Below are 19,263 nucleotides of genomic sequence, written 5' to 3'. Positions count from 1 at the left end.
TTATATTATTGAGAAATAAATGTAGTCGGGCATTGCTGCGTGGCTTGCGTGATTTTCATTTCCAGGTCCGGCCAGATTATAGGCCCACGGTAGATTTCCCCCGCTGAGAACATCATCGTAGGAATCAACATTGTTGTCGAACCAAAGTATTGCTATACTGTAACTGCCTTTCGCCCACGGGACACCGGTAGGAGAAACCAGATCTTCCAGGTAAACGAACTCATCGTTTATATCCTCTGGATCAAGCCCGGTTTTAAACGGAATCCTTACATGATCAATGTATCGCCAGGGGTAAACAGTGTTTTGACCGTTAAAGCTGGATCTTGTGGCCGGGTGGAATAGCCTAATGTTCCCGGAAGAAAGAACTTCAATTCCGAAATCCATGCCGTTGACAATGCAAAAATCTTTCCCGCCTGCTGATCGGCGAATCAATCCATCATTTAAAAATGCGGTTTCCGCAAGATTTAATGTGAACTCGGCCATCCGCGAAGCTACCGTGCCCGATCCAACACGGGCAACAATTTCAATTTGCCAATCCTGAACTACATTCGCAAGAATCGAAACGTGAACGGTTGAAAAATTAGCATCACGAAAAAGACTTGAATCGCTGACTGTTGTTTGCAGACTTCCGTAAGTTTTAGAGCTCACATATCTTGTTTCCCAGGCATTATTCACTTTTTGCCGGATGTAGTACAGTAAATTATCAAACTGAACACCGTTGAAATTATCAACCGTGATATCCCATTGTGGCGTTGGTTTTGGATAGGAGCCGCCATAGCTTGGAATCTCTGCTATTGAAGCTCCAAGTGTGCCGCCGTTTCTGCTATGCAGAAGCATACCGCTTAATGTGGCCGGGACTGAAATAGTGAAGTCTATTGTGATTTGCTTCACAATTTCAGAGTTTGCAGAATTTTTACGGAAAATAAAAGTCGCCCGCCACCGGCCAGCGGTTTTAAAAATATTCTGGCCGTCAATGGTTACTACCTGCGAGTTTCTGGGGCTCAGAAGACTGATTGTTGTCGTCCCACTTGTTACGTCTAACCCTACCGGTTGGCCAGTGGCGGCGGCCAAGTCTTTTTGAACCCACACACCGGAAACATATTTTTCAATTTTCTTTTCTCCGTAAAGCCAAAGTCCGCCGTTTGGTAAAGTTGCTTCAATATCCCAATGAAAATCAGCAGAATCTCCAATTGGATAAGTTACCCCGTTTGCAGACATTGGCGTTGAAGTGCTGCCTGTGAAGTAATTCACCCATTGGATCATTTTTAAGGAAATGTCCGCCGATGGTAAAACGACATTCTCTTCATCTTCGGCGCCAAGGCTGTCAATAACTTTCACCTTTATTGTTTGCGGCAAGATGCCAGAAGGTAGTGTAATTTCCGTCGGACTTCCTGTGACATTCCCGTATGTTCCAATTGTGTTGTTCGTTAACTGGCGAACATGAAACATGTACAACGGCTTGCCGCCCGAGAATGTGATTTTTAACTTGTATCTGCCATTTGTAAGTAATTCAGGTACGATTGTCTGAATCGCAAGCGTTTCGGCCTCAATGGTAAAAGGCAAAGTAGCTACCTCTGAATAACAGCTAACACCCTGAACTTTTAAGTCATAGTCACCAGGCGATAAAGTTGGATAGTTAATGGTAAGAACCGCGCCGGTCGGGTCTACAAAAATTGGAGCAACAACAATAACACCATCAAGTTCAATCCAATGTCGTAAGGTAAATACGTTTATACCGTGCCAGCGGTAAACCAGTTGATTTTTTGTGACAGTGGAAACGATTAGATCCTCTGGCCCGGTATCGCAGTCTTCCGGCAAATCCAAGATGTTTAAAGAACCTGTTAATAGGCCACCACCAAGATCTATGTCGTATTCGCCTGGATCAAAGTTATTAATATACAGAATACCTCCAGGTGAAAAAATGTGATCCTCATCGTGTTTTATACTGTCGTCTGAGGCATCTTTTATTAGTAGCCGGTAGGTTCCGGCCCGGGAAATACTGGCTAAGATTCGGAATTTACCAAGCAGTTCAGAATAGTCGTATGCAGGATATCCCAGCGACCATGCAAGAATAATGTTGTCGGTAATTGTGAAGCCCAAAGTGGTCGGTTCACTCCAACAGCTTTTCCCCCTGATAGCAAGCACATACGATCCGGCGGCAAGCGGAGAGCTGAAAGATACATTTACTTCGGCGCTTGCAGGGAAGTCGACACCGGATGCGGATTCTATAACAACTCCGTTTAGGTATACTTTCCGGTCAATCTGGAAAACGCCATTCCCGTGGAACTTATATGTCATCCCATTGGCATCGTGCTCTAAAATTCCAAGCAGTATCGGGCCGTCCTGGCAATCATCTGGACGTGTGCAGTCCAGATTGAAAGTGGAAGTTGATACATTCCCATTGGCATCAGTAACTTTTACCTCATATACTTGATCACCTCCGATAATTGCGTCGAAGGTCGCAATAGGATTTACGAAAGATGTCAACAATTCCGTATTTTCACCAACGCGCTTAATGCTTACCACGTAAGGCGCTGGCCGGGTATTGGGTATGTCTATTCTTGTTATTGCCATGGCTATGCTGGTGGGTTTACTCCGCCCCAAAAATCATTATCAGTGTACTTGATATACTTTGTGCTTGCATCAATTCCGTCGTTCAGATTTGTTCCTGCCCGATACTTTGCAGTGACTTCAACTTCAACAGTGTTTGCCCCGTTCAATGTAGGTCGAACGTATGTTTTCCCGATATAGCTTACTTTTAGTTGCTGCAATGCTTCGGACATTCCGGCTATTTCCGACGGGCAAAAGGACATTGCCCAGTGAATAATCATACAACCCTTCGCGTATAGATTTTCCATGGAACTTTTCATGATTCCGTAATTCAAATTCCCATTACAGTAGGGAGGCGTAGTTCCGTGATCATACCGCCAGGTGCTTAAATCATCCGGGTCGAATTCAACGCAACTGATACCGTTTGGCATTGTGCCAATATTGACCGAGTTGCAAAGAACCTTGCCGTCATGTCCGTACAATCCGTCGCCCTCTGATCCATACATTCCGTCACCGGGCGCGGCGATGTAATTCATGTTAGCGTTGCTGGTTGCGGCTAATTGGCTGTTTGCTGCGGCTGCATAGAAATAAATGCACTTGAGTGACGACACGGACTTAACCGCATCGCAGAAATTTTTGTAGTACTTTTTTTGGCAGTAAGAAAGGAATCTTCCGAATTCGACACCTCTTGCGTCTCCCCAGTCAGGATGCGGCCAATCTATGCCGGTTCCCTGAATAATAGGAGGGGTTCCAGCCGAAGCGAGTCCCCTTGTTGTGCACCATGTATTGAAACGGGTAAGGCTGTCTGTGCAGAAATCTCCAAGTTCCCTATGATCCTCTCCGTTAAATACGTGGTTTACAAATTCCCCGGTTGTTCCGCCACCTAATGTCATTACTCCGGCGCGAGAATATGTTTTGACAACGTTCACCAATGCGGCAACAGCCGTATAGATTAAAGCGTTGGTTCTTACGCAGCCGTATGACGGATAGATTCCGGTTGGGCCTTCTTTGCAAACGGTTCCGTCGCTTCCCTTAACCGTTTCATCGCTGGTAATAAATCCGTCTCCTTCCGTCCTTCGTGCAATGAAAACAATATGAAGGTCAAGGTTTCTGGCATTTAAATACGAAATCACGCGGTTCATTGCTGCGGTCTGAAAATTTCCAGCTGTCGGCTCCCAGTTATCCCATGGCACCCATACCGCAACTCCTGTAATTCCCCATCCCCATGAATAGTTGAACGCTTCAATCCTTTCAACCCATTCCGGCGCTATGCCATGCGTTGCGGACGCGTCAAACCCGGACCCGGTTGTGCCTAAAACTAATTGGTATTTTTCGGTTGGAGACGTTCCAACTGGTGGGGTTCCGACTGGCGGAGTACCAACAGGAGGCGTACCCACAGGCGGGGTTCCAACCGGTGGTGTTCCGGCGGGTGGCAAACCTGCTTCGCACTGCGGACTTGAAACAGAGTGAGTCACAATAACAAGATCGCACGGCTCAGCAAAGCTCAACTCGGTCGTAAACCCTCCTTCTCCGTCTGCAATTGTTTTGGTGATTTTTTTCTTGTATTTAATCCCGCCGCTAATCCATGGGTTGGTACAGGAAACCGTAAGGGTGATGTTTGTAAGCACCCGGCCCTCTGGCGGGTGTGTTGTTCCAACTGGTGGCGTACCGACCGGGGTGATAGGCGGATCAATAGGCGGCGGCACCTGGCCAAACTTCAAACACATCACCTCACTTGTGGCGGTCCATTCGTCATCTACTTCACAACTATCTGGTAGGTCTTCGGGAATATCAACCAAAACCAAAGTCGGGTCGGTATCGGATTGACAAACGCCACCAATGATTTCGGAATCTTTGTAAGGTAGCGTCACCTCAATGTCATAATCGCAGCATCCGTTCTGGGTCTGATCAACCTTTACCCGTTTTTTTAATGCAATTATTTCTTCTGCTCCCTGCGAAACTTTGAAGCCGTCATGCATCGGAGCCGAAGCGAGCAACTGAGAAATAAAATCAGGGGCCGCATAAATCGTAAGCTTTTTCCGGTAAGTAAGCCGCTGATAGGAGATTGTTTCTTTCCCGCTGTTTTCAGTTTTGCGATTCTCAAAAAGATCTGCATCTAATGAGCAGATTTCGCCATCTATGAGCAGTTTTTGAACAATAAAACTCTGATATGGTACGTCTCCGAGTTGTTGGCCATTGTTAGAAAACTCAATCTTAATTTTTGCCTCTGGCGTCTGCGTAACCCAAAAAACTTCGGAATAGTAATTCATGATCCGCATACGGAAACATTTACCACATTCCAGGCCGAGTGTTGGTATACGATCTCCTTTGTAAACGATGTAGTAAGAAGCGCTATCCTTATAAATCTGCACGCCAGCTTCTTCCATGGTCAGACTTTGCGCTGGCGACCCGTCGCAGTACGAAATATGGATACACTCGTTTGCATAGGTCAAGTCTGGCTCTTCACCTATGGGCGGAAGTCGTATTGAAAATGTAGGAAGCCGGTCGGCCTCTGAATAAAGCTTAAAAGACGGCGGATCAAAACCCTGTCCCTCGCAATAGCAGGATGAAAGACGCTTGGCGTCCTGCTGAAATGGAAGAGAATGTAATAGATTATTCATTATCTGGGCCCGTTTGTTCTTTTAGGCGACACTGTGCGCGTCTCCCTGGTTTTTGTATATTCTCCGCATTCTCCATCGGCGTAGTAATCAGTAAATTCAGTGATGTACACGTAATTAATTGCGGTATGAGCGCTGTACCTGCGGGTCTGCTCAGTTCTTAATAACTGGCCTTCGAGCGGACAATCTGGATTTGGTTCGAGTATTTCTTCGTAGTCCGGAAAAGGAATATCTGTGCACTCATTGGCAGATTTCACGGTCATGGTAACAATCTGCTGCTCAGTGTCGTATTCGAGCTGCTCTACCACGCAATTATCGTCAAGCGGATGTTTTATGAAGCCTGAAAAGTCGTAATCATCGCCGCAGCACATATCCAGTTCAATCGCTTTGAAGGTTTTTACCCGTTTAACGGTCCGTGCCTTCAGTGGTCTTTCGGTGATGTAGTTTGATTCCGGATCAACAAGCTTGGGTTGTTCTTTTTGCCATGAGAACATGCCATAATTGAAGCTTAGATCTGTTCGGCCGAACTCAAAGTAGAGCCTGGTCATTGACAGGTCGCCGTTTATATATCGATCCCCAGACACGGGGCACCATCCATAATTCACGCCGTCCTCGGCTAGAAAATTGGTAACATGAACTAATACCCATCCCTGATCTGGCACTGTGTCTGGCTTAAAGGTCACGGTCCTCCAATCAGTTGTGAACAGGTTGATGATTTTGAATTCAGTAGACGCCTCTCCTTTATCATCACGCGGGACACAGCTTTCGCCATAAACCATGTAAGCACCGGAAAACTCGGGACTGCTCGGGTTTGCGAACTGCGTCCAAACTTCAGATTTTGCTTCGTAGCCTGCAGCGCTGATTGTTTGTTCAACGCCTTCCCGGCCCTTCAAAAGTTCTGTTTGGTATGAATACTGATTTGTACCCTTCATCGCATCTTTAAACCTTACTTCTGTCAAGTCCAGCGTTATGCCAGGCGGCGTGTACGAAAAGTTTGAAAAAAAGCTCAGATGCTCAATCCGGAAATGGCCGTCATCATCTACAAACCAGTATGCATTGTATAGCGATTTTAGATCAGCCAAAACCTCTTTTAGGGTTACAATCCCGGTATCGGCCCATTCGGTAGATCCAGGTCTTTTTGCATCTGAAATGTGCATTAGAATCACGTCTTTCAAAAAGTTGCTTTTCCCGTTTACCGGATTGGTTTCAGCTGTGAGAAACTGGGACATTTGCGCCTCTGTGATATCTGAATATGCCTCGGCTCCGGTTTCTTTCAGTGTTTCTTTTACTAAAAAAAGGATTGCGTAATTAAAATAGAACCCTCTCGTCCATGTTGTTGATCCGCTTGGATTGTACTCAGGCGAGCCAAGAGTGGTATTATTGAATCTGACAAGTGGATGAACAGAAGGGTATGTTGCGGCGGGCCGGTGTGGTGGAATGTATCCAAACCAGTTAACTTCTTTGTGCCAGTTGGAGAATATCACATTGTAACGATCCCGGACATTTACCTTTTTTATTGTCGCGGTCCTGTTATCCAAATCCCATTCAATGTCATATAGCGTAAAATAGCCCTCCCAGAATAATTCTTTCGTTGTTCCGCAAGTGCGCTCTATCAGAAAGGTGATTTCCTGGCAACATTCAAGGGCGAAGAATTCGGCATCCCTGAGAAAATCATAATCTTCACCGACCACTACCACCGATCCATTCATTTTTTCACGGAAAAACGCTTCGTCCTGCTCACGGGCAACAACTATTTTGCCAACGCTTTGAGGCTGGATAACCTTCGTTCTGGTCGCGTATTCGAGGTGATAGATGTAGGACACGAAAATTATTCTAAATGAAATAAAAACGAAATAAATAACGCTAAATTTGCTTAGAAATAAAACTGAATCTTATGATATCTATTTGGGTCGAAGGAATTGAAGAACCTGGCGTTGACTGCAGCTATGAAACTAATTATGAGATAATACCACAGGTAGGCGACTTGATAGCTTCTGATAATCTGCGGCGCTATACCTTCGATAGGTTCGAGTACCGTATTGTAGATCGAATTTTTGTTGTTAGAAGTCGACAGAATTTCTCTGTAAAACTGAGGGTTATCAAGGTTAAAAAGGAAAGTTTTTGGTCAAAGGTATTTAGGGTTGTCTTTCGTGGTAAAGCCGGTAAATAACAAATTTTTGTAAATACATTAGAAAGGGTTACATTTCGTAACCCTTTGGTTTATCAACAACCCTGACATGAAAAAACTATCCTGCATTTTAATTATCACCCTAATTGTTTCCTGCGACAACTCATTACCAGTGCCTCAAAAGAAATTTTGCTGGGACTGCGTTCAATATATTACTGTTTCAAGGGATGATCCTGGCACAAAGATCAAAACAGAACATTGTAAATTCACCAATAAGCAGATTGACAAAATAAAAGAACAGCTTATTGCAGCTTGGAAGCCAGCAAATCCAAATGAAACAATGAGTATAAAGTGTTACAGGAGATAGTACCTATCTATTCCCCAAATCCCGTATCACCGTCGCGCTATCCGAAATCTCAGCGTATTTACCTGGTGCCACATTTACCAATTGAGTTTTAGGTATGCGGTTGGTCCCTTTTTTGATGTCCTGCAGTTCGCTTCTAAGATTCTTGATTTCATTTACAAGCTCATCATCGTTTCGGGTCATCGCTGCTTTATATTCTTGCAGGAACCGCATTGATTTCTCTCGTTCGGGCTCCGAAATGGTAACGCCAGTGTTGGCAAGAAGATCCCTGACAAGATAATCCATTACCAATTTATCATTTCCCTTGTTGATCGCTTCCAAAAGTCCATCATATTTTGCTGATGATTTCCGGTTAACGATCCATTCGCCGTCTTCAACGTTTACATCTTCACCACCTTCCGAGTGACGACGGCCGGAAATTCGGCCGCCGAATTCGTACTCCGCTTTCTGCTGATTCACCAACTGAAATGCTTTTATTTTGGCAGCGGCAAAGGCGCCAAGCATCAAAGCAACGGCGGCAATACCCAAACCTACGCCCACAACCGGTATGCTGGAAAAACCGGCAAACACCTTGGAAGCTGCGGTGATCATTGCGCTTACCTGGGAAGCGGTATCTATTACCAGCTGGGCGCGCTGAATTCTTTTTTGATCAGCCAGCGCTCTTTCCCTGGCGTTTTTCAGCTCAGCAAGTTCCTTTTGACGAAGCGAAAGGTTATTGGCAACGCCTTGCTCATTCAATTCCTGCTCTTTTGCTACCTGGCCTTCTTTTGCGCTGATTTCTTCTTCTATCCGGCTGATTCTTTTTTGGACAAGCTGCTCCTGTGCGTCGTAAAGTTCTTTAATGCTACTACCAATGCTTTTTGCTGCATCTTTGAAGGCTTCCCCTCCGTCCTTTCCAAATATTTTCTCAATCCAAGCGTTTGGATCGAAAGTCATTCCTTTTATGCTTTTGTTGAGATCATTTATTTCTTTTTCAATCTCCTTGTTGGCTTTTAGAAGTGGAAGAATTCGGGCCTTTTCCTCATCAGTACCGGACTCTTCAATAAGTTTAATTTTCTGCTCATTATACATTTTTTCGATTTCCAGCATCTTTTTCCTGGCTTCTAATTCCAGATCAATCCGGCCATCGATTTGAGCCTGAATAACATCGAGTTCGGAGCCCTGAATATTAATATTGGCCTCCTTATCCAGGTTTCCCAGGGCGTTATTAAGCTCGATTTCTTTAATCTCCTTCTGTTTCTGCTTTTCAAGTTTTACGATATCGATACCGGATTTTTGGGCCTTTTTAAAAAGCTCTTCATACTTATATTCAACCTCTTGAAGCTGTTTCTGATATTCGTTTGAAAGGATCTTGGTAATTTCTTTTTCGTTGTCATTGATGAATTTAAGCTTCTCCATCTCTGCCTTTTCGTCAACGAAACCGCTACGGGCGTCAAATATGGCATTTTCATTGCTGGAAAGTTTTGCCGATTTGCCTTTTGCCGCCTGTTTTATGGCCAGGTATTTCTGTCTTTCGAGCTCAATCTCCTTTTTGGCTAGTTTGGCTTTTTCGTCAATATATTTCAGCTCATCATCTTTGAGCAGTTCGAGCCTTTCCTTCCCATATTCCTGTTCAAGTTTGATTCGCTCCTCATTGTATTTTTTAAGAGCCTCTTCCAGTTTTCTCTTTTCTGCGTCACTTAACCCGGGTGCCGCATTGCTTAATGTACCCCCCGTTGTCGGCAATTCGCCGGTTGGCCTCACGTAATCGCTATCCAATCCCCGCAAGGCCCGGCGGAGTTTGATCGTTTGATTTTTAATATCGTTGAGTGCAATTTGTCTTTTAACGATCTGCTCGTTGGTAAGTTTCTGTTCGCTCCTGACTCCGTTTACATATACTTCCTCATATCCCTGGTTCAATTCCTTTATGAGAACGAGTTGTTTTTTGCCTAAATCGTCCAGTTCTTTGGTGATATTCTGATTGGCAAGGAGCTTCATTTCCTTGGTTAACCCCTGATTCTTTTTGATGTATTCATCAACTTTATCTTTGTTGATGTCCAGGGCCTTTCCGTATTGATCAAAGGCGGTGGCGGCCATTGGAACGATCTTCTGAATCTCATCGATTACTTTCCGGAGTTCTTCCTGTTCCTGTTTATTGAGGTTGGTCTTCCCTTTCAACTCTTCATACCGTGCGATAAGCGGGTTTAATCTCTTCTCAGCATCGATCGTTATTTTTTGCTGGTCATTCAGATCAGCAAGAGAGCTTTCAACGCCATCTGTGATCCCGGCCCACCTGGTAAAAGAAGACAAAAGAGAACTCAATGCCGAAACACCATTATTCAAGCCGTTGAGAACTCCGTTAAAAACGGGCATTAATACATCACCCAGCTTAACGGCAAGGCTATCAATATTGTCGCTCAAATTGCTGGTTTTCCCTCCAAGGGTTTCCATAAGTTCCGCGTTCTGGCCAGCTACTCCGTTCATAGCACCCATTGCAATAACCGCATCGTAAATTGCTTTCTCGGTGGCTTTTACTTTTACGGTTTGCCCTTTGAAGGCCAGTGAAACATCATCTCCGGTCTTTTTTGCTTTAATACCAAACTCTTTGAGTCGCTCAAACTCGCCGGTCTGCGCATCCAAAACAGCTTCAACCAACTGATCAAAGGATTTCCCCTGAGAAGCCGCCAGATCGGTTAGTTTCACAATCTCCTGGGTGGATGGACGTAAGCCTCTATTTACCATCTTCACATAACCTTCCGTCAACTCATCCAGCCCGAAAGCAGTTTCAGCGGCGATTTTTTTAAGAGCTTCCATGCTCATTTCCGCCAAATCCTGGCTACCAAGTGCGTTTTCAAGAACTTTACTGTATTTTTCAAACTGAGCGGTCGTGTTAAAAACCGACATTCCCAGATTATAAATGAACTGAACAGCCTGCAAACCAATAAAAGCCTGGAAAGCACCTTTGATCATGCCGATTCCTTTTGACATAGAGCCGAATCCACCGGATGCTCCTTTTGCTTTGTTGGCTTGCTCGTCAAGTTCTTTATTTACCTTTTTGAGCTCTTCTTTTACTGAGGAAAGTTCTGTTTTTACGGCTTTGTATTTATCAGCGGCTACAAACTCTTTTTTCTTGGTGTTGACCTTTCCCATCTCATCGCCGATACGTTTTAGCTCACCGGTCAAACCCCTGGCGGCTTCTTCGTTCATCGCATAGGTGCGCACTCCCTCTGACATTTCTTTGTCAAAAGTTGCAGCACCCTTTGATGCCTGTTTGAATGGATCAATTGAGGCAAGTTTTTTTATTTTCTCCTCATGGGCGCCAAAAGCGTTTTCAACCTGATTGAGTTTATTCAACAGGCTGGAAACGTCCAGGTCATATTTACTTTCTATGTCTGCCACTGCTCTTCGATCTTAATTGTTCAACTTTTTGTTTCGCCCTTTTTTCCCACACGCGGTACTGGTGAAAGAAATCAAAGGTGTCCATTCGGTTTTGATCCGGGAATGAAGCAACTTCCAGCATTGTGTGTTGCACTTCTGCCCAATAATCGCTTAACTGTTTAATTCTGGATCGGCAGGAAACAGGTCGTCCGCTATCGTCTTGTTTATTGCGCCTACTGATTCGAGTAGCTGGGAAATTTCGTTCAAACTCTTCCCGAAATTTCTTACTCTGCTTAGAGCCACAATCAAAAAAAAATTGGCGTCGATATTATTCCAGTCTTTCAGTTTTTCTTCGGCAATTGTCCGGCTCCATACCGTCCGGTCTTCATCGGACCGGTTAATGAATAGAGTAGCCACGTATAAAGCAGTAGGTTTCTTTTCACTGATTGCAACTGCACCCTCGATTAACTGATAAAGGATCACCGAAACGTCGGCAAATTTTCTCTCGTTCTGGTACTGATAGGCTAACTGAAGTTTATCTGTGAGTGCTGAGAAATTATACCCATACCCGAGTTCAATTTCCATCCGCTGGAAGGCTTTGTATCTTTCGATGGATAGCGAGTCTTCGACATGATAGGTATGGCCTCCCGCCTCAAAAGATTTGGCTGTATGAGGTATTTGGATTAAGCCAGCAACCGGCTCAGTATTTTCGTTAGCAGTATCGACAGACATATAGAAAAAATAATCCCGATTAAATTAAATGGTATTGTGAAAATAAAAAGCCAAAGGGCAAGCTGTCCCGAAACGCAGAGCTCACATTCAAGAATTGGATTTAACACCCAGAGGTATTTTTCCTGTTGCTCCTGAGTTTTAATAACTATTCCATAGGCGTCCCAGACAAATCGCTTCCACCAGGAAAGCACGTGGCCCGGCTGGGTTAGAATAGTGACGTACACAAAGGCGATAACAGAGGCGATCAGCGAAATACTAACAGCATTCAACAGTATCGACCGGTATAAGTTTTCCATGGCAATCCGATGTGTGATTGATTTGATATGTGCAGGATAAGTCAATCCCGAATGCGTAATAAGGATCCTGAAGGTACTGGCTGCGCTCTTCTTTATAGGTGTATTGAGAAAAAAGATTTGGTCCTTTATCAATAACCTTCGTGGCTACGGTTTTCAGTGCCAGGATTTCCCCAGGTAGCGCTGATGCTGACGGCAATAGACCCAAAACGTTGTTAAGTAATGTAACCGCCACCGAATTGGAACCTTCAACCTGGAACATGTTCAGATTGTACCAGCAAATAAGCTTCAAGTTTGTTCTCATTCGGCTTTTATCTCGATCGAAGGATACGATATCAGAATCGGTGCCCTCGAAATATATAATTGCCCTTTGTTTGGCATCCGGAATGAAAGCATTGTTATCAATCTGCATTGGCTGGGATGCGTCGCTGTGGGGTACTGGGAATCGTACGGTTTTACCTCCCTTGTCGGTCAAGGCCATTTTAACCAAACCACCCAACACTGTAACGAGCTGATGGTTATACATCGGCATTAATGCAGTAGCCAGGACGCGCGCAACTTCGTGTGTCATAGCGGGGAGTTTATTAAAATGGATGATAATTGACGCATTAAAACGCCTGTTCTATGAGCCCCGATAGCCAGCATGGCGATAAGTAGTATTGCTAATCCGACAGCAAGGAAAACAACAGCGACAATGCGGAAAAAAGCGATTGCGATAACCACGAGTATCCTACTGCCCCACAACTTGACAAACTTTTTGAATTTTTCTGCGGATGTAAGCGGGAGTTCTGACATATTGAAGCTGTGTTAATGAGGTTTCAGTATTCTTTAACTGAGATAAAAATCCAAACAAAAAGTCGTCGGTTACCTGAATGATTCCGAAGAAATCCACCTTAATCGACTCCGCTGCATTTGCTTTTTCACATATCTGAGAAAGTTTAACACCTTCACAGTTTTCTGTGCATTTTTCCACTACGTCCCGGACCAGTATATACATTACACATCTCGGATCAGGCGGTTTATAACAACAGTAGCCGAATCCCGGCCAATTTCTATTTCGTCAGGCGTTGGATCGAGAAACATGCCGAATCTCTCCACATTTGCCTCTATTTTATCCCTTGTTTCCTGATCAGCGGCCCCGATAATGGACTGGAACTTTCCATATCCTGTTTGTGTCGTGCTTAATACCTGAATTCCCGTCCACATACGGTTTGTATAGGATAGATTCACTTTGTCAGATTTTAAGCCTTGCGCTTGTCGGAACCCGGCCCAGTTGCCCAGGGCATTTGCTTCGATGTAAGCGCGACCTCCAGCGTTTCTTTCTTTCCCTTTTAATCGGGTTGTTGGAAATGTTTTTTTGGAATACTCCGCTTTATTTGATTCGTTCCCGCCAATGCTGATACCTTCCTCAATACTTCTATCCTTAACCAAACTGAGAGTTGCAACAGCGACTTGCTCCGATAACTTCGGTAGCTCATCGTTGATACGCTGTTTGATTTTAGCGAGATGAAGTCGGAATTCTTTTATGGTCATCGCCCTGTAAGCATATTTATTTTTCTGGGTCCGCCGCAACTTAGACAAAACCCGTCCACGTTGAAATTCTTTTCGTGCTGAAACCAGGTTAACCGGTTTGTGTATTGCATGCTGAAATTACTTATTGCGTTGGCAAGGTCCTCGGGAGAAAGAAGCGTGGTTCTATTTACCTCCTGCCGGGTCACCTGCTTTTGTAAAACCAATTGCAAGGTTTTATTACGAACCATGAAGCCAATTACAGTTTTGTAATCAGGATTATTCATCAATGAGCACACGACAGATCCTTGTTCACATCCCATTGTTGCGGGTATGGAAATTCCGTAGGATTTGACATCGGCTTTATTCCCAGCCTCATCAAATATCTGCTCATAAATGAAATCCTTGGCATTTTTGATTTTATCCCCGCATGAGCAGTGATATCTGGTTTCAGGAACACGGAAAACTTCTGGATCGAAGTCATATTCGATCAAATAGGTATACCCGTCGCATGGCAGACGCAGCTCTTCAACAGTTTTAGTATTAACTGAAAAGTTTGCAACATTAATCGACCATGTTTTCAGCAGTTCCCTTTCAGTCTCATTCAACAGCCGGTAAACCCGAAGATCCAAGTCAAAAGCCCCGGAAACAGGGGAAAGCATTAGCCCTATTTTCTTAATTCCAACATAAGCACCTGGCCGTACATTGGTAGCAATTTTGATTGATGGATGAGCAGGTACTTCCGAGGTTAAAAGATATCTTCCAATGCTTGGCTGACCAATGTAATACATCGAATCCGCTTTGACACTGATCGATTTGCTCAACACTGCTGGTAAATCCATGGAAACCTGACGATATGCTTCGGCCCGGCTTTTATTGAGCAATGAGATCAAATCACAATCACTTGATCCAACTTTAAATCGGCATGCGTCATAATTTGGATCTTGATCGACAAATAGATTTATGCTCGACTCGTTGGCAATAGCGCCAAGATCGGTGCATGAGCAATCCTCGCTTATTAAACCCAACAGATTTTCCAGACAATCAGGATACATACTTAAGTCTTCTTACCCAGGTTACAACAATCATTTTTTCGTCTTCTTCCCCTTCCTTCCCAACTGGCATTCCAGCATGCATTGAGGTTCCGTCACACAGGAAGTCTTCATCTAGATTCCGCCAAATTAACAGCCTTGCCATTTTGCTTGGTATCTCTTTGTTTAGCCTTGGGAAATGAGTTCCGCCGCCGAAGTCGGGAGCCCGAAGTGTGAGCATAACTGTATAAAGACGCTCATTAGAAGCCCAGTTACCGCAATCATCATGATAATCAAACAGGCCTCCGCTGCGATATCTTGTGCACTGCCAAGGTTCAAACTGGTTTGTATCAACACCCAAAATTGACGCAACATCTTTTGCGATGAGCGCCAAAGCGTTTCTGGTTTTTTCTGTGTAAGTATGTGCAAAGGCCGTTTCTGAAATCCTTCCGTCATGAGTGATGTCATTATAATTTGTGTCGGTTGCGGCATTTCGGTCACCTCGTTTATCTGAAACCATACTTGACTGGAATACCGCGTTTTCGCTCATATCCAGATACATCGTCATACATGTTTCAGGAGAAATCATGTTGTCGATGTAAAACAATTTGTGGATTAGCAATTCATCCGATATGCTCATGGGTAGTAGTTTGAAATCGGGCCCTGTCCTAAGTAGTAATCACCATTGCAGACAGGAGAAGAATAAACAAGAATATCACCCAATCTTTCGCCACCCAGACCGTCGGCCACGTATTTTTGGATATTTCCACCAGAACACGCCGCTGATCCGTTCCAATAGCCATCAGGCGGGAATCCTATATCAGGACATGAGGGACACGACATATCTGGTGCCGGTCCCTCATTAACCCATTTGGATTTACCTTTGCTGTTGGTGTATACTCTCCACAAATTATAACAAGCAGACGCCATCCGTTATTTGTTTACGCGGCTAAACCTTTTTTCAGCGCGATGATTCCAGTTACAGGATCAGTCGTGTATCTTGGGGCTTGCCATAAATTGAATTTCAACTCCATGTTGAATACATGGACCAATTCACAACGTCCTGTCGAACCAATTTGCGATTCTGACTTTGTGTAAGTAACGTCGATGTAAACCGGTTGCCCGCCAAGTGTAATACCGGCAAGAGGGATACTGTAGATATATTTATCTGCAACAACCTCGTTATCCCCACCTAAGCGAGGGAAGAAAGAAACAATCGGAAGAGCCAAATTCCCACGGTCGATAACAAACGCCCAGTTTAGATAACCGGCTTTGTTCATATTCCAGATATCTTGGTTGTAGTTTGCCAAAGCCCAGAAGTTTTCGTTACCAACATCACCCGCGTTGGTTCCCGCTTGTGCCTGAGCCTTCCAACGATCAAGGAAAAACATACCTCCATCTACCAATATTGGATTTTGCAGTGTATTGAACTCTGCAAGCATGGTCAGATATGGAATGGTTTTTTCCGCAATGAGATCAGCAGGCGCAATTGTTACGAACGGATCTGTCGAGTCGTTTTCTCCAATATTACCGTCAAAATCAATTCCATCTGCCTGATTGACCCCGGCATAAGCATAGATATATCCAGGTAGCGTTTTCGCTAGTGCGGCAACAAGTTTTTTCTGACCCTGAAGAAGTGCAAGAGCTACTTTTGATTCAGTATCGAACATGTTACCGCAATCTTCGTCTTTGATTTCTACGGTATATTTTACCGACTTGTCTACCTTGTAGGTCTTTTTGTTGCTTTGAAGTTGCTCGCCGGAAATAGAGCAAGGCGCTCTGTGAATAGCGTCGACTGATGTATGAACGGTTGCTTCGGTATCGGATTCCTCCAGCCATGCAACACTGAACTCCTCACACTTACGGTCATTTGGCCGAACACTTTCAAATGTTGCTGTTTCTTGCTCTTTCACAAGACGAAGTATCTCATGTTTCGGCATGAGATTATGACGTTGCTGTACACGGGAATCTGTCATTGAGTCCTCAAGATTCGCTAAAATCTGAGGCATAACAGACGGGGTAAATACTCCTAATGCCATTTTATTTTGTTGGTTGCTCAGCAAAAGCCGCTTTAACTTCCTGGTAGGCCTCTCTGGAAATCTTCTTTTCAGCGTATTCCAAATTGATCTTATTCATTTCATCCTGGTTTTCTGGAACCTTTCCTTTAAAGTGAGTGAACTTCGACTGACCTCCTGATTGTATTCCACCGGCTGGCAGCCCGCTTGATTGGCGCTGCTGTACTTCCTGGAAGTGAAAAAGGTGATCATAATCTTTGAACACTTGATCCAAACCTGCATTGTGTCCGCTTTGATCAGTCAACGGTTGTCCGTCCTTACTAATCAGGAAGGTTTCCCCGTCGCGCTCGATTTCAAACGAACCCAACTTATCAACCAATTCCTTTATCTGCAGTCTCCGCTTTTCTGGATCCTTATGCAGTATTGCATTGTTGTCAGTCAGCCACTTTTCGGCCCTTGCGGTCAGCTCGGTATTAAGAGCCTCTCGTTTTGCGGCTTTCAGGTTTTTCTGGTAATCAGCCTCTTTTTCCTTCAAAGCCTCTTTGACCTTTTTCTCAACAAGTTTATTTTGTTCCTGCTGTGCGCGGGTTAAATCTGCTTGCAGAGCTTTATAAGCCTCGGTGCCTTTTACGGTTTCCTCTGAAATACCTTCTGCTGATCTGGTTTCAAATGCAGTTTTCAGTGAAGAAGCGATATCCGCCGGTGTTGAGCCGTTGACATCAATCTCTAATTCGTCTGAAATTGCCTTAGCAAGTGTCTCGGCGCTTTGTCCCATACCTTTTTTATGCCCGGCGTCAAACTTCTTTTTGAGATTTTCTTTACTTAGGTCTGCTACTGCTTTTTCGCCATCTTCTGCTTCTATTAATTCCTTGGCTTGTGCCACTGGAATACCTAGAATCTGGCTTATGATCTTTAAAAGTTGTTCTATTTCCATAGATGAATGTCGGATTCCTCCAAGAGTTGTGCGGCACTTCTGCCAATTGTGAAAAATAATTTTGATTGCTTCCTGTGTGCGGTACAGGCTACCAAGTATTTTTTTTCCGATGCGGGTGGATACCCAAAGATTTAATTGTCGATTGGACTTATTTCTGCAGGTGTTTTAACCTCGCTTCTCTCCAAGATCTTGTATTTCGATTTGATCTCCGGACGAAGTTTATTAAACTCTGCTTCTGAAATGTCCTGCTTGTGCGTACTGCTAGTATGCTGTATAACAAGCATTGTTTGTTTTTTCTGTGACATTCCGCTAACTGATTAGAATTGAACATGAAGTCCTGTGATTATCTTCCCAGGACTTTTGCAATATGATCAGTTGGCTTTGCTGTCCCCTTCGCTACCTGATGCGGGATCCGGCTGCGCTGAACGTTCGGGATCGATATTGTCGCCCCCATCACCTTTTTTTGATTTTCCAGTAGATTCATGGCTATCTTCTTTTTTTGGTTGCTTTTTTGTACCAGGAGCCTTTGGTTCTTTCGGAGCCTTTGGTTCTTTCGGAGCCTTTGGTTCTTTCGGAGCCTTTGGTTTTATCTCGTCAGGGGTTTCCGGCTTTTCGATAATCTTCCAGCCGTCGTATGATTCACCTCCTGGATCTGTACCCATTGATTCAAGCTGTTTCATTGTGAAATAGCGAGATGAGTAACCGTCTTTTTGAGCGAGATATTTTTGTTCTTCCTGGGCCATGGCTAATTTTATTCTAAATGAAATAAAAACGATATAAATTAATGCAAAAAAATAGAGAATATCAAAACAATCATCCTATTCTTTGTTGGAGTATGCGAATCACGTTCTTAATTTGATCTCTGTCGAGTAGCATCATGGCGTAAGTCACAAAGAACTGAACCTTTTGTTCTTCTGGTAGCGCTTCAAATGCTTCTGTTGTTTGCTTTTCCGCTGGGGTTGGTTCGTCGTCTTCAGGCAATGATTGCATCTGGTAGTTTTAAAAACGGATATCCTGTTTCCTGGGCTTGTTTTAAAGCTTCATCACTCCAACAAATTAAAATCTCCTTATATTTTCTACCGTAACCATAGTTGGACATTAATTCTGTTACATGATACCCATCTTGAATTAATCTTAAAGAGGCTTCTTTAAAAGCGGGCCCCCATACTTCGAGTATTTTTTCATTTTCCGAGTCAAAATCGGAAAGATGTAACGGATACCAGGCACATTCGTGAATATTTTCATCCTTAGTTTTCTGAATAACCCTTAAAAAGTTTTCATACAAGACCTGTGTATCTCGATCCGTGGCTTTTATCTTTAGTTGCTCTTCCATTGAGGTCGGTTCGTCGTCGTTAGGCATGGTGCGTGTCCTATATTATAGAATCCAAAGCTTCTATAATTTTCTCATTAATGAAATCTGATTGAGTAGGATTCCAATCCCCCCAAACAAATTTCCGGGATGGAAATGATGCAGATCTTTTAATAAACCTAACCAAACTATAGTTAAATCCATCTTCTGTGATGAATTCATGCTCAACTTTAATAGTTTCATGTAGATTCGCCCTAACACTCAAAAGAATTTCTATGTCTTCGGCTGAAAGTGCAGGATATATTTTTGCAAAATTACTACACTCGCTTCTGTATGCACCGCCCCTAAACAGTTTCCAAAAAATTTCTGGTGAATAACATGAGTGAGGGTCGGGAGATTCTAACTTATCTTGCTCTTCCATTG

Annotated in this window: 15 protein-coding genes; 1 reads left to right on the top strand and 14 read right to left on the bottom strand. The window is 43.9% G+C overall.

Annotated elements, in window-relative coordinates:
• From KOE27_RS13305 to KOE27_RS13295, 3 genes are read right to left on the bottom strand one after another with little or no spacing between them, the layout of a single operon-like run.
• On the bottom strand, positions 1-2,526 hold the full coding sequence (locus tag KOE27_RS13305; RefSeq protein WP_215239350.1) for a hypothetical protein: 2,526 nt from the start codon (positions 2,524-2,526) through the stop codon (positions 1-3).
• Positions 2,527-2,576: 50 nt separating this feature from the next.
• Positions 2,577-5,171: a hypothetical protein gene (locus tag KOE27_RS13300; protein ID WP_215239349.1), complete on the bottom strand. Its 2,595-nt coding sequence runs from the start codon at positions 5,169-5,171 to the stop codon at positions 2,577-2,579.
• Entirely contained in the window at positions 5,171-6,991 is a 1,821-nt protein-coding gene (locus KOE27_RS13295) for a hypothetical protein (protein ID WP_215239348.1), read from the bottom strand. Before KOE27_RS13295 ends, KOE27_RS13300 begins: the two co-directional genes overlap by 1 nt.
• Before the next feature lie 414 nt (positions 6,992-7,405).
• On the opposite strand from KOE27_RS13295, the gene KOE27_RS13290 reads away from it, so the two are divergent.
• Entirely contained in the window at positions 7,406-7,663 is a 258-nt protein-coding gene (locus tag KOE27_RS13290; RefSeq protein WP_215239347.1) for a hypothetical protein, read from the top strand.
• Between the two features lie 3 nt (positions 7,664-7,666).
• On the opposite strand, the gene KOE27_RS13285 is transcribed toward KOE27_RS13290, so the two are convergent.
• The 11 genes from KOE27_RS13285 to KOE27_RS13235 form a co-directional block, all read right to left on the bottom strand.
• Positions 7,667-11,038, bottom strand: a complete 3,372-nt coding sequence (locus KOE27_RS13285) for a hypothetical protein (protein ID WP_215239346.1) — start codon at positions 11,036-11,038, stop codon at positions 7,667-7,669.
• 150 nt (positions 11,039-11,188) lie between these two features.
• The gene (locus tag KOE27_RS13280; protein WP_215239345.1) at positions 11,189-11,749 is read right to left on the bottom strand and encodes a hypothetical protein; all 561 of its coding nucleotides are present in this window, start codon (positions 11,747-11,749) and stop codon (positions 11,189-11,191) included.
• Between the two features lie 255 nt (positions 11,750-12,004).
• On the bottom strand, positions 12,005-12,613 hold the full coding sequence (locus tag KOE27_RS13275; RefSeq protein ID WP_215239344.1) for a hypothetical protein: 609 nt from the start codon (positions 12,611-12,613) through the stop codon (positions 12,005-12,007).
• A 425-nt stretch (positions 12,614-13,038) separates the two neighbouring features.
• Positions 13,039-13,575 carry a hypothetical protein gene (locus KOE27_RS13270; protein WP_215239343.1) on the bottom strand — a complete coding sequence of 179 codons (537 nt, stop codon included), beginning with the start codon at positions 13,573-13,575 and terminating at the stop codon, positions 13,039-13,041.
• The gene (locus KOE27_RS13265) at positions 13,572-14,606 is read right to left on the bottom strand and encodes a hypothetical protein (RefSeq protein WP_215239342.1); all 1,035 of its coding nucleotides are present in this window, start codon (positions 14,604-14,606) and stop codon (positions 13,572-13,574) included. Before KOE27_RS13265 ends, KOE27_RS13270 begins: the two co-directional genes overlap by 4 nt.
• The gene (locus tag KOE27_RS13260; RefSeq protein WP_215239341.1) at positions 14,596-15,222 is read right to left on the bottom strand and encodes a 2OG-Fe(II) oxygenase; all 627 of its coding nucleotides are present in this window, start codon (positions 15,220-15,222) and stop codon (positions 14,596-14,598) included. Before KOE27_RS13260 ends, KOE27_RS13265 begins: the two co-directional genes overlap by 11 nt.
• A 301-nt stretch (positions 15,223-15,523) precedes the next feature.
• Positions 15,524-16,621, bottom strand: coding sequence for a hypothetical protein (locus tag KOE27_RS13255; RefSeq protein ID WP_215239340.1), 1,098 nt, complete (start codon positions 16,619-16,621; stop codon positions 15,524-15,526).
• Position 16,622: 1 nt separating this feature from the next.
• Positions 16,623-17,531, bottom strand: coding sequence for a hypothetical protein (locus tag KOE27_RS13250; protein ID WP_215239339.1), 909 nt, complete (start codon positions 17,529-17,531; stop codon positions 16,623-16,625).
• Between the two features lie 371 nt (positions 17,532-17,902).
• A complete protein-coding gene (locus KOE27_RS13245; RefSeq protein ID WP_215239338.1) occupies positions 17,903-18,274 on the bottom strand; it encodes a hypothetical protein in 372 nt (123 codons plus the stop codon).
• 230 nt (positions 18,275-18,504) lie between these two features.
• Positions 18,505-18,864, bottom strand: a complete 360-nt coding sequence (locus KOE27_RS13240) for a hypothetical protein (RefSeq protein WP_215239337.1) — start codon at positions 18,862-18,864, stop codon at positions 18,505-18,507.
• Positions 18,865-18,901: 37 nt separating this feature from the next.
• Positions 18,902-19,261, bottom strand: coding sequence for a hypothetical protein (locus tag KOE27_RS13235; protein WP_215239336.1), 360 nt, complete (start codon positions 19,259-19,261; stop codon positions 18,902-18,904).
• Between the last annotated feature and the right edge of the window lie 2 nt (positions 19,262-19,263).

The organism is Dyadobacter sp. CECT 9275 (assembly GCF_907164905.1).
Lineage (GTDB): Bacteria > Bacteroidota > Bacteroidia > Cytophagales > Spirosomataceae > Dyadobacter > Dyadobacter helix.
Note: the sequence above shows the minus strand (reverse complement) of the source record. Positions and strands in the feature narration are given on the sequence as shown.